Genomic DNA, 13,831 nt, shown 5'->3' with positions numbered 1-13,831 from the left:
TTTACAAACGTGGTCATCAATGGGTTGTTTGCTAACCCGCCATCGCCACATTTAACTTCATTGCCCTGCGGGCCATTCTTCTCCCTTGTGCATAACCCTTGAGTAATTTTCGCTTATCCATGGTGAGTCTTTTTACGCAAAATGCTTCATCGGGGGCAATAATGGATAGGCGGCAGTCGCTCGGCGGATCCGATAAGAAGGCCAGAGTTTCGTTATAAATAGTGGCGCGCTGTAGAATTTTTTCTAATAACGCAGGCTGCGTACCGTACATTTTCTCCATTAACCAAACAGATTTTACTTCAGGCTTGATAAACCCCTTCGGCTGAGAGAGCACTACGGTAATATCCCGCGCGCCCATGTCGTATGCCTGTTTCACCGGTATGGCATCGGCTACGCCGCCGTCAACATAGCGGGCACCTTCAATAATAGGTTGCTCGCGAAAGGCCGTGGGAAGCGCACAGGAGGCCACCATTAAACTATCTACATTGTCTTCGGTAGCCAATAGGTATTCGCATTCGCCGGTATCAACATTGGTTATCCCTACATAGAGCGGCATTTTTGCCCCTTTGCTTGGCCCCGGTATACCTAATGATTTCTTCGAGTGATGCCACAACCAGTGAACATCGGTCATGTGGCCGCCCTTAATAAATCGTAAGGGGCTGAAAAATTCGCGCTTCGTAGCGTACTGCATGACGATGGTTTTGCTTAAACCAGGCATAGAAGACACATAGGTGGATAAATTGGTGGCACCCGCTGATACCCCTACAGCAAAATCGAAGGGGTAATACTCTTGTTCCATAAACTTATCGAGCACGCCTGCGGCAAATATGCCGCGCATGGCGCCTCCTTCAACAACTAGTGCGCGCTTCATCTGAATCTCCTTTCCTCGTTATGTTCGCGTATTGGCCGCAATTAGATCACTTCGGTTTTTTTCCACTCATACGGCACCTACGAAATTTTGAACTAACAAGCACGTTCGCGACAACAATTGAATGTCCTGTAAATTCGTGCAAGATTCATACAACAATGTAAATATGTATCGCTTTACAGTCTGCTAAAATGGCGAAGTAAGCTGACAACGTTTTTATAAGCCAAAAAAAACCGCGGCATGCCGCGGTTTTATGTGTACATATTGCTATTTCCCTTAAGGAATGCCCTATTTTAAGGTAACGGTAAGCGAGGGCATAGCCCCATCCGGCCCGGTAATTTTAAACTCATACAGGCCACTTGTAGTTACATCCATCATCAGGTTATTGTTGCTTGCTGCAACTACCTTAGGTGTGCCTTCAACCACTTCGTTTGAAGCGGCTTCATTAGGATTACCAAGGTTTATAGTCGCCCAATCTTCCGACGCCACTTTAAACTCGATAGACCCGGCACTTAGCGCAACATCAGCGGCATAAACACCTGCACCTTGATAAACAAATTTATCAACAGCCCCCCAGCCGTTCATTCCTCCACGTACAAATACCTCAGTGTCCCCCCAAAACGCTTCTTTATAGACGCCCAGCGTTGCGGCTTCGCTATCACTAACATCAAAGACGAATACATAGCGATCAGCGGTATCTATGGTTAAAACGAGATTATCATTGGAGCGAGCGACAGCTTTCGTTTCGCCCGCACCTATATTGGTGTCTGCGTCGTCACTGCTTATGGCACCAAAATTAACCGTATCCCAATCTTCTGAGGCTACCTTAAATTCATAGGTACCTGGCACTAAGTCCCTTGCGAAACTATATACTCTACCGCCTAGGTAAGTGAAGGCATCCTCAGTTCCCCACTCGTTCATTGCACCACGAAGGAACAGGGTTGTTCCAACATAGGGCTCTTCATTCTCAACCCGAAGAACAGGCGCTTCGCTGTCACTTGCATCTAAAGTAAACAAGTAGGTTGCATCTATTGATGGGGTGAACGACAAGTTCGTATTGGTGCGTGCAAGCACTTTTTCCACCTCAGCAACCATCATTGCATCGTCGCCGTCTTGTGCACCGAAATTAACCGTAGACCAATCCTCAGACGCGAACTTAAAGCCATAGGTTGTTCCACCTTCCAGCGCCACTGCTACTGTGTAGATGCCGTCGCCTTGATAGACAAATGCGTCATCGGTGGACCAACCGTTCATGTCGCCACGAAGATAGGCGGTTACTTCACCATAGGGCACCACATCCGGCGCGCCTGAGGTGGCATAAGCAGACAAACCATAGCCTTGCGCCCCGCTTTGAGGTTTAACAAATACCGCTATTGTCATTGCCGGTACTGTAAATATGCCATTACCGTCTTCGCCTTCAATGAAGCTGGCCCCGCGTACATGGCTGTCCACAGAATTCACCAGTGTAGGATGTAATGAAAATCCGGTTGCCGTATTTACGGTAATAGACTTTTCTTCATAACCGGTATTTATCACCACCATTAACGCATCATTCATAGGATCTAGGTCTGCTCGAGGGCTTTCGCCCTCAGCAGCCATTCCATCATCGATACTCATGGCAATGAGGCCTTTTTGCTGACGAGTACCAATATTATGAAAACCAATTCTATCGATAATGTCTTGAGAAGTAGTTAGCCTAAACAGCGAGCTCGACATACGAATTGACAGTAATTCGTTAAATACATCAGAGGCAAACATAATGTCAGCCATTGATGCTGCACGTTCAGGGTCGTAGATAAATTCCCCCATCTCTTCCCATCGGGTTTCGTTGTCTTGGGCTGGAGGTAGTCCCACGTTCCAGTTATTGGTTTGGTAAGTAAAATCAACATAGTTAAACCAGTCTCCGGAATCATACGTGTTTCTATCCATAGACTTTGAGCGCAGCATGTCGCCACCCATCTGTAAAAATGGGATCCCTTGAGAGACAAGGTTTATACCCATAGCTACATTTTGCGCACGTACTCGCTGATTAAGTGAAATATCATGGGGCAAGGTGTAGTTAAGCTGATCCCACAAGGTCTCGTTATCGTGCTTTGAAACATAGTTGATAATATCAGCAGGGTCTTCGGCGTATCCACCTAAATTACTGGTTGCACTTGCTACCCCAGATGAGGTTTCAAGTACATAGTCTTTTAGTGTTCCCGTTAAGCCCATTTTTACCTTGTCTTGATCACTTAAAAGCGCGTCTGAGTCAGGAGAAAATACGTTTCCTTGGCGTATTGCTTCACGAATTCGGTCATTGTACGTCCCAATTTGGGTACCAGCCATATTGAGTTGGTTCGCCTGTTCATAACCTCGGTCGATTTTGGTCCAACCTTCGCCATAGAAATAGTTGTCTTCATCAATTTGTTGTACCGCATCACGAAGTCGGACCATAGTGTCTTTCGTGGCCTGACTCATAATATCGAACCTAAAGGCGTCATATTTATAATGCTCAGCCCACATTAAAAGCGAATCTTCCATGAACTTTTCCATCATAACGTTGCGTGGCTCAGTATCATCGCAGCAGGTTTCCCTCACAATCACGCCTGTATCCACTTCATATCGGTGGTAGTAGCCTGGTACTGTTTTGTCTAACACGGACTTTGAGAACACTCCCGAGGCATTGGTATGGTTATAAACCACATCTAACGCAACGCGTAGCCCCATTTCGTGAAGCGCTTGAATCATGGCACGCATTTCTATAATACGCTCAACACCTTCTGCGCTTGAGGCATAGCTACCTTCTGGCGCATTAAAATGATGTGGATCGTAACCCCAGTTAAAGGTATCTACCGCTCGAAGATCATTGGTTAATTGTTGCGCTTTCGCTGCCTCGGCGAGAGGATCATAGCTATTGTAAACATCAATTAATAAACTACTTCCGTCTTCTTCCTCACACACCGCAGCTTCTGCGTTAAGGCGACATAGGTTATCAACGGTGTCATACAAATCTACGGTGTTACTGGTATCCTCGTCTATTGTGGCAATATCGTTAGCCGGCAAAACGTGGAAGTAGTTAAGCCCAGCGGCAACTAATTTTTGAAGATGTTCTACGGGCGCGGTCCCCTGCTCCGTGAACGCAAGGTATTTCCCTCGATTGGCTTGTGAAGTTGACGCGTCAAGCACACTAAAATCGCGTATATGCCCTTCATAAATTACTGCATCTTCGGGATTGGCTATACTCGGACTCTCGTGCGTATCCCAGCCTTGCGGCTTAAGGTCTTCATCGTTTAAATTAACAAAACGAGAAAAGCGGCCGTTGGTGGTTAATGAAACGGAATACGGGTCAGTGACCAATAAGGTCTCAACAGCCCCTGTGATAGGGTGATAGACGGTAATTTCGTAGCGGTAAAGCTGTCGGTCAAGGCTGTTATCGCCTTCATAACGCCATACGCCGGAGGTCTCGTCCTTTGTCATCTCAATACGCTGGCTTAGCGTTTTACTTTGCGTATATAAAAGTAAGTCAACGTTTTGCGCAGTGGGAGCCCACACAGCGGCCGTTATGCCTTCATCTGTATAAATGCCGCCTAACTGGGCTTCATTTGCGTCATTCTCACCCTCGGTATAAATAGCGTCGACGGCATTCGCTATTTGGATACCTGTAGCAGCGACTAACACGCCGTCTGCATCATAACCCGCAAGAACCGCTTGCGTGGTCAGTACAGCTTTCGCTTCTTCTAAACTCCAATCGCCTTCCCATGCTTGCATAGCGCTAAGATGAGGAGCCCGGTCAATTTGCTCGTCAGACAGTGTTGTGGCCGCTAAATCTACTGCAGTACCATTAAGACCTGCGTCCAATGACGTTTCTAGGTCGGCATCAGCGGAATAGTGAAGTTTTACCTCTACCACAGTATCAGATACATCCCATAACAGCGTATTTGCGTCTAACCAATGGGCAGCGAAGCCATCGATATCAACGGGTTGAGGCCCCAGTGACATAATAGGGTATTCAAAAAGTGTAGGCTCACCGGATAAGGTAAAATTCATTCTTACAAAGGTTTCATCGTCTTGTACTAATGACGCTTGGAAATCACCGCCGCCTAGTTCTTTACCAGCGTCGTCAGTTCCCTTATGAATAATGAAGTTATGGCATGTTCCATAGTCTGGCTTTAACTCCAATACCCAATACGCGCCATAGTTTGGATCTATACCTGTATGTTGACGACCGCTTGCCCAATCAGTATCAGCGTCGGCATAAGCATCGCAGGTATCATTATTCCATGTGTGCAACTTCCAACCTTCATAGGCCGGATCGTTTGATGAATTATCGGCATCTACCGCCGCTCGGTTGTAATAAAGTACCGCTTGGGTTTCGCCTGGGGTAAACACGGGAGCAGGCAACGTAGGGTCGGCCCCTACAACACAAGCATCGTTGGTCTCGTTAGGTACAGTAGGCGCGTCACACTGAATAGGAGGCGGAGCTTCACACGCTGTCCCCTGCGCGTTAGGCACGTTAGGGACTTCACAAGTAAGTAAGCTATTTGAGCCGGGCTCTACATCGGAGCCCCCACATCCGGTAAGGGCAAGTGCGCCTAGTATAAGCACAGCACACCGCCATGCTCTCATTTTAGTCAACATAGTGTTCTCCTGAATATGACGCGTCATATTGGCGAAAGCGAATAAGTTTATTAAAGTAAGGATGTTATTTTTCATAGTTGGTAAGTCATCCCTAGGTAATACTGGGTACCAAAAAATTGTATGGTTCCGGTTTGTTCCACGGAAGAGAAGTAACTTTTGGTAGGCTCATCTGTTAAGTTGTTCACCTGAAACAATACGCTCCAGTGATCGTTGATTGCATAAGATGCCTGGTAGTCTACAACGAGCTCTGAATCGAAATTAGTTACCTGTTCATTTACCGCGACTTGTTGCGATACAAACGCATCGCGGTAGCGCCCTGATAACCGTGTTTCAAACCCTTCGTGCTCCCAAAAAACAGTGACCGTGGCGACGTTTTCAGAAAGGCCTGGCAAATCTGCTGCGTAGATATTGTCACCAAGCGTTCGTTGAATTTCACTTTCAGTGAATGAATAACTCGCGCTTACCCCTAGTCCAGACAGCCATCCCGGTAACATGCTATAAATTTGTGTATAGGCAACTTCTAAACCTCGAATATAACCACCTTCTGCATTGTTTACCGCAGTACTGTAGCTGCCGTTTTCGGTAGGTACGGTGACAAAGACAGGATCGCCATTGGCATCACGGGCTAATTCTGCTGCTTGGCCGTTAAATTCAGGCGCTAAATAAACAGGCACTTGCACAGACTCTGGTACCACGATACCATTGCCAGCAAAGTCGTAAGGTTCTATCTCTATATCTTCTACAAAGGATTCAATGTCTTTGTAAAAACCTGCTATAACAAGCGCGCCTTCAGTTTCGCTGAAGTAATACTCCCAAGAAACATCGTACTGAGTGGCGTAAAATGGCTCTAAGTAAGGGCTATTTTGCGCGCTTCCATTTACCTTTGCTGTTGGCGTTGAAAGCGATATTTCCCCCGAGTCACGATCTTGAAAAGCGGTTACTGTTTCTATGGTTGTTGAGGCGTTCGCGGCAAAGCGATTAATAGGCGCGCGACCCATTACTTTAGCGGCTGCTACCCGTAGTTGGGTGTCGTCGGTAAGCTTAAAGTTAAGGTTGATAGAAGGCAGTACATCTGTGTATTGGTGCGTTACCACCGCGGGGCTATAGAAATTATTGATTAGCCCAGCTTCGTCGGTAATGTTTTGTGCACCTAAAGAGGGGTCACTTAATTCAATCTGGGCACCCGTTTCTGGATCGCTAATAAGTGCCGTGGCGCGGTTTAACGTCGTGGAACTTTGCTTACTTTCAACATAACGTACCCCTAGGTTACCGGTAATGGGGATACTTCCAAGTTCCGTATTAATATTCGCCATTAAGTACGCAGAGTTTACGGTTTCAAATACATCCCCACTCTCTTGCATTGTCCATGCAGTTGACGGGCCAGTACCAGGGCCATTTATCACCCCTGCCGCCCCAGGCCCCCAAGTTTGCAGTGGCTGAGGTCTGCCTTCTGGAAACCACGCATCAAGTGCACTATTTAAGTCTACCGACAAATAACTAGGGAAGTAGCTAAAATCACCGCTCCAATTAACTTGTTCTACCATATCTGGGGTTAGCTGGAGTGGCGGCTGGCTTACTGAAAAGGCACTATCATTACCGTATTCAAACACTGAACGATCGTTATTGTACTCACGATCTGAGTAGCGATAACCAAACTCAAAGCCCGCGATAATAGGCATATCCACGTAGTATTGAAAATCAATTCTATATGCATCGAGCTCATCTTTGTTTACAAAAGGATAAATACCGTATTTGCTAACCATTACCCTATCAAGGTCGGTAAAGGCATCGCTTTGGTTAATCGCAATATCCGGTAAATTTAGACCGTTTAACAAATAGGAAATCTGAACATTTTCGTCAAATACCGGGCTCACTGCATTGGCATCTTCGCCCACTAGCGACCACAGTAATCCATTTCTAAAATCACTTTCAGCGGACGACCGTGAAATATCAACCTGAACGGCAAAGTCAGGTGATATTTCCCAGTTCGCATTAATGCCTAGGTTTTCGACGCTATCAAAGTCTTGGTTGTCATCGTTAACCAGTTCAACCCGTGTAAAACTATCGTCGGTACGCGAAAATGTACCGCCGATCACACTGTTGTTTACGATAACTGGATTAGTAATACCGGCATTAACCCCTCCAAGCTTGACCCTAAACCCTCTGGCGAACGCCTCTGAATCAAACTTTGAGATAAAAGCATCGGCTTTGAGGGTAAAATTATCAACAGGCGCCCATTCAATAGCAGCTACGTAACCATCGCGGGTTTCCTCCCCGCCTTTATGCTGCATTTCAAACCCTTCTGAAATGTACTCACATTCAGGACAACTGGACGGCCCATCGGTATCGCCTTCAACCCCATCGACATCCACAACGCCGTCGTAGGCTAAACCAATGAATTGGGTAGATACACTAGGTTGAAATAAACGGGCATAGCCTAACGATACGCCTAGCGTGTCTTCAAGAAATTTACCTTGGTAAGAGAAACTTAGCCGGTGACCGAATTCTTTTGCATCAGATACCTCTGAAGCCCTATCGTTGTACATTCCGCGCATGTTGGCGCTAAATTTATGTTGCTGGTCCATGGCAAGCGGACTGGCTGTTCTAAGCTCAACGGTACCCGCTATACCCCCTTCAATAAGTGACGCCTTAGGCGATTTATACACCGCAGCTTCACTTATAAGTTCAGAGGGATACTGGTCGAACTCTATGGCGCGACTACCACTTGTAGACACTTGCTCTCTGCCGTTAAGCGTAGAGAAAACAAAATCTCCAGATAAACCACGTATATTAATTTGCGCTGCTTGCCCCCCGGTACGAACTGCGGAAATGCCTGGCAAACGGGTCAGTGCATCAGCCATAGAGACATCAGGCAGTCCACCAAGATCATCGGCCGATATTTGCTCAGACACCGTATCAGAAAAGCGTTTCTGATTTAACGATTGAATAAGACTGGTACTAAAACCTCTGACTTCAATCCTTTCAACCGTATCTTCCTCTGGGATAGTAATTTCATCTTCTTCTATTTGCGGTGACTCTTGTGCGTAAAGAGGCAGCGATGACATCGCGATGCCACTACTAATCAAAGCCGCCGTGATCATGCTGGGTTTGAATGTATTCATTGGTTTCCCATTCCTTGTTTATTATCGACACCTTTAGGACTACCACACCCAAAAGTGCCTCTTATGTTTCAATTACAAATAGTAATGGTTTGTACAAAAAGGGAGCAATGGCCTGCATACGTATTCATTTACAAATACATAACATTTAATGAGGAATTAAATAGACAATTAAACAAAGCAATAACATTGTTGCACCAGAAAGACACAAAAAAACCGTCATAAAGACGGCTTTTTATCGCTAGGAAAAAAACATAATATTTTGAAAACTAAGCGGGAAACTTCTTATTCGCATACTCAATCATACGCGCTATGTAATCATCATGGCTGGGCAATTTATGCAGTGCTTCTTTCTTTAACGCCAACATTTTAGTTAACATATTGTTTAAATCTTGCTGTGATAGACTATCGACTAGCCCATGGTAGTCGTTTGGCACTATACCTTGACCGTACAATACCTGTAGCCAGGAACTTTCTAAAAACAGGTCATTTTGCTCTCGTACCAAAGTCCCATTCTCTTTAAAAAGCGCAATTTTATGTTGCAGTGAATCGGGCAGAGATATGCTGCGCATATCGCGCCAAAATGCACTATCGTTTCGCTCGTTTACTACATAGTGAAGCACCAAAAAGTCACGAATTTGCTCAAACTCTAGGGTTGATTGGCTGTTATATTCATTGACAAGGTGTGGTGTTATCCCTTGATGGGGAAACAACTGCAATAAGCGTACAATGGCAGATTGAATTAAGTGAATACTGGTAGACTCTAAAGGCTCTAAAAAACCGCTGGATAAGCCAATGGCCACCACATTTTTGTACCACTGTTGGCGCCGCCTTCCAGTGGTAAACTTAATTAGTTTCGGATCGCCTAGCGGTTTGGTATCTAGGTTCGCCATAAGCGTATCTTGAGCTTGAGTATCAGATATATAACGCGAGCAGTAAACATGACCATTGCCGTTACGATGCTGCAAGGGAATACGCCACTGCCATCCTGCTTCATGAGCGATTGAGCGGGTATAAGCAGCCGTTGACGTATGGCGCTCAGATGGCACGGCTAACGCGCTATCACAGGGTAAAAGATGAGACCAATCGTCATACCCTGCCCCCAAGGTTTGATTAATCAGTAACCCTCTAAACCCGGTACAGTCTATAAATAAATCTCCGCTAATTTTTTGACCGCTATCTAAATGTAGCGTTTCGATGTAACCGCTGTCATAACAACGCTGTACATGTTGAATTTTCCCCTCGCAGCGCACCACGCCCATCTGTTCGCTTAATTTTCTGAGAAACTTAGCATACAAACTCGCATCAAAATGATACGCAAAGGGTATTGAAAAGGCGGGATCTTTGGCGTTAATTTGTGCGAACTTACCTGCTTCTGCAGCGTGATAGTTAAGATCGTACTGCCACAAATCAGCTTCATGGCCTAACGTTTTCGCTTTCATCCAGTAATGATGAAAATGACAAAATGCCATGGTTTTGCCTGCATTACCAAAAGTGTGGTAATAATGCTCACCTTGGGTTTTCCAATTCTCAAAACGAATGGCTAATTTTACCGTAGCCTTTGTGTCCCGAATAAACTGCGCCTCGTCGATGCCTAGCACTTGATTGACTAACCGAATAGGCGGAATGGTTGCTTCACCAACGCCCACCGTGCCTATGGCCTCAGATTCAACCAAGGTTATCTTCACCGCCTGATTAAGCACCTTTTTTAATAATGCTGCGGTTAACCAGCCCGCTGTTCCGCCGCCTGCAATGACGACGTGTTTGACAGGGTTTTGTTGTGGGTTGTGCATAAATGATTTACCGAGTATGTGAAAACGTAAGTTGGTGTTGGTGTTCTTATTCAAATAAAAAAGCCACCGTGGCGTTACGTTTTAACACAGGTTAAAACATAAAGCAGCAGGTGGCTTTTAACACACACAAAGAGATTAGAACTTGTAGTTAAACCCTAGCAAGTAGTTAGTACCATACGTTTGGTACTGAGTAATCTGACGAGAGTCAGCCGCAGAGGCTTGGATGTCATCTTCATCCGTCAGGTTTTGCGCTTGTAAGGTTACTCGTAAACCTTCTAAGTATTCAATACCAGACTCATCGAAGTCATAGCCAATTTGCGCATCAACGAGCGTACCACCTTGTTTGGTTGCATCTACTAGCGACAAGCTTACACCACGCTCTTCGGTAAGGTACTGGTCACGCTTAGTCGCAGCTAGACGGAACTCAAAACCATTGCTTTCGTAGAAGAATGTCATGCTGTATGACTCTTCAGAAAGACCTGGAATGCGTGTCTCAGTTTGCCCTGGGGCAGCGTCAACTTCACCGTCCATAAAGGTTGCACTGGCGTATAAGCCAAACCCTTCTAATGATTCATGTAAAAGATCAAACGGCAGTGAACCTTGTACCTCATAGCCTCGCACGAAACCTTCAAAGCCATCTAATACGCTACTTACTTGGCCCGTGAACAATACCGGGGTCTGTCCTTGTGAACCTTGATGTAGTTCAGGAATATAGAACTCGGTAAAGTCTGACACTACCGAGGTGCTACGATGCCAATTCTTAATGTCTTTATAGAAAAACGACACTGCAACATAACCTGTATCCGCAAAGTAGTTTTCATAGGCTAAATCAAATTGATTAGCTTCTAATGGACGTAACTCTGGGTTACCTGCACTACCACCCCATGGGCCGTTCTCAATATCTGAGCTAGTAATTTGGTTATCGTTAAAGGCAAAAGTCACTTGCGTATTCGGCCGCATATCATCCATGCGAGGACGTGAAATTACTTTGCTTAGGCCAAGACGAACAAATTGGTTTTCAGCCACTTCTGCAGATAAGTTTAATGTAGGAAGAACATCGGTATAGTCTGCGCCGCCCGTGACTTCACTTGCGATGGTATAACCTTCACGATCTGACGTGGCAGAGAAACCTGTCGATTGCTGATCGGCATTAACCACTTGTACACCAACATTACCACGTACCCATATGTCACCCAGTTCCATTTCTAAATCTAACTTGGTGTATAGCGTGATGAGCTCTTCATCTACCGTATAGGTATCACCGAGCCTATCGTTTTGAACACGGCTAGCGTCGCTTTCAATGTAGTATCCACTCTCGAACAGGCCAAGCGAATCGTAGGCTAAAATACCGTCGATGCCGATAAAGTCTAAGTTCACGACACCTAATACATCTGGAATAGCGGCGTCTTCAGGATAAGAAGGCGCAGTTAAATAAGCACCATCATTGTCTTTAGATTTTGAGCGGTCTGAGTATACAGCGCCTGCCGATAGGCCAGTAACCACGCCCCAGTCTACGTAACCTTTTACATCGAATCTTAGGGTATCGAGTTCTTCTTCGAACTTAGGTTGGTTTACAAAACCGTCCTGTGCATCAGGTTCAAGAAGAGGTGGAGCGCCCCATGCTTGCGGACCCGCTAGACGAATAAGATCTGGATCAGTTAAATCAACCGGTGCAATAGTTGGATGATCAGAATACATAACACCTGTAGACGTCATTTCCCAACTACGTGCACTAATCGGGCGGCCCTCAGTGCCTGCACGACCTACGCCAGAATAACTTTCTACGTCAATGATTTCTTTTTCAACTTTGCCCGTTGAATAATCAATTTCTAGTGTCCAAGAATCGCTGAGTTGATATTCGGCGTTGATGCCAATTGTGGTTAAATCAGCTTCTTGGCGTCGAGCATCGTTACGAACCACACTGTAATAGCCATCAGAGTAACCGCTGGTTACTAAACCATCTTCTACACCTGTAATAGTATACGCCCCTGTGCCCCACTCTGCACCACCTTCTTCAAGACCACGGCGAACATCATCTTCGACGAAATCGATGTAAAGGGCATCAAGTTGAATATTTAGCTTGTCGATTGGTGCCCATTCCACAACTGCCGCTATTGAGTCACGCTCTAACATCGCTGAACGTTGGAATGAATCGTGACCGCCAAGTACAACAGTACCTTCAGGCACATCTACGGTATCTTGGCCGTCATAACGGCGCGGGTTCCAAAGTGGATCGCCATTATCATTAAAGGTATTTTCTGCGGTCGTATTAACACCTGCATACCCCCAGCCACGAAACTGCTGCTCTTGTCGTGGTGATTCCATGCTAGCTACAGTTAATGCAAGGCCTACTGTATCGTCAGCAAATTGATCGACAAAGTTAACGGATAGACGGTGACCGTCGTTATCAAAATCAGGGTTTGGCGAGTCTTCGGCGTTTTTTTCAAACGTTCCGTTTACGGTAAATGTACTCTCTGCGGTAAGCGGCTTCACCGTTTGTAGGTCGATTGAACCCCCGATATTTTGCGTGGTCATGCCTGCTTCAGGTGTCTTATAAACCAAGATATTAGAAATTATTTCAGTTGGATAAAGGTCGAATTCAACGCCACGGTTGTCGCCCATTCCTAATAACTCTCTTCCGTTAAGCGAGGTGCCCACATAGTTTTCATTAAAACCACGTACGGATATACCACTTGTACGGCCGTTGCGACGCTCACCCGTTACCCCAGGTAGACGGGCAATTGATTCTGCAATACTGGTATCTGGAAGTTTACCAATATCTTCCGCAGAAAGAGCCTCAACTATCGAGGTATTGTCCATTTTAATGGCTTGTGCGCGTTGAAGACTACCACGGATACCGCTAACCTGAATAACTTCCATATTCGTTTCGTCAGCGGCTTCGGTGCCTGCTTCTTGTGAAAATGCTGGAGCTGAGACGAAGGCAACGCCACCGGAAATCAGCGCAGCCTTAATGAGATTAGGTTTGAAATGTTTCATAAATCGGGTGTCCCATACAGTTAAAGTTGTTGTCTTTTTGTTATTGTTATGACAATTAAATGACAATAAGTAATGTCGGGATAATGCTATAGAGGACGTTGCTAATGCACAATTGCCTGCATACGTATTCAATAAAATTAATGCAACACCCTATTAACAATGCAGCGTTTATTATTTACGTAATTTAACAACAGAATAGAAAGATATTGAGGGTTAAGTGGGAATATCTTGTTATATTTTTACAACGAAGAATAAGACTACGGGTATGAAATTTGAGTAAAATGCCGTTTTAGGTCTCTTTAAACACATCGAGTAGGGTGAGGCGTTACCGCCTCATCCCTCTCACAGAACCGTACATACGGGCCTCGTATACGGCTCATGTACATAGCTATTTAGCGTAATTGCTGAACACATATCCCGTTGCAACATTTTCC

The 13,831-nt window shown here is 45.5% G+C and carries 5 protein-coding genes; all 5 read right to left on the bottom strand.

Features of this window, described 5'->3' with window-relative positions:
* Positions 1 to 31 precede the first annotated feature (31 nt).
* Positions 32 to 871 carry a patatin-like phospholipase family protein gene (locus GTH32_RS16140; protein WP_163087668.1) on the bottom strand — a complete coding sequence of 280 codons (840 nt, stop codon included), beginning with the start codon at positions 869 to 871 and terminating at the stop codon, positions 32 to 34.
* 285 nt (positions 872 to 1,156) lie between these two features.
* Entirely contained in the window at positions 1,157 to 5,488 is a 4,332-nt protein-coding gene (locus tag GTH32_RS16135) for an alpha-1,6-glucosidase domain-containing protein (protein ID WP_163087666.1), read from the bottom strand.
* A gap of 71 nt (positions 5,489 to 5,559) precedes the next feature.
* A complete protein-coding gene (locus GTH32_RS16130; protein ID WP_163087664.1) occupies positions 5,560 to 8,610 on the bottom strand; it encodes a TonB-dependent receptor in 3,051 nt (1,016 codons plus the stop codon).
* 266 nt (positions 8,611 to 8,876) lie between these two features.
* Complete coding sequence (locus tag GTH32_RS16125) at positions 8,877 to 10,400, bottom strand: tryptophan halogenase family protein (protein WP_163087738.1); 1,524 nt, start codon at positions 10,398 to 10,400, stop codon at positions 8,877 to 8,879.
* 135 nt (positions 10,401 to 10,535) lie between these two features.
* Entirely contained in the window at positions 10,536 to 13,397 is a 2,862-nt protein-coding gene (locus GTH32_RS16120; protein ID WP_163087662.1) for a TonB-dependent receptor, read from the bottom strand.
* Between the last annotated feature and the right edge of the window lie 434 nt (positions 13,398 to 13,831).

It is taken from the genome of Alteromonas profundi, assembly GCF_010500865.1.
In the GTDB taxonomy this organism is placed as follows: Bacteria; Pseudomonadota; Gammaproteobacteria; order Enterobacterales; family Alteromonadaceae; genus Alteromonas; species Alteromonas profundi.
This window is presented reverse-complemented; position numbering and strand designations above follow the sequence as displayed.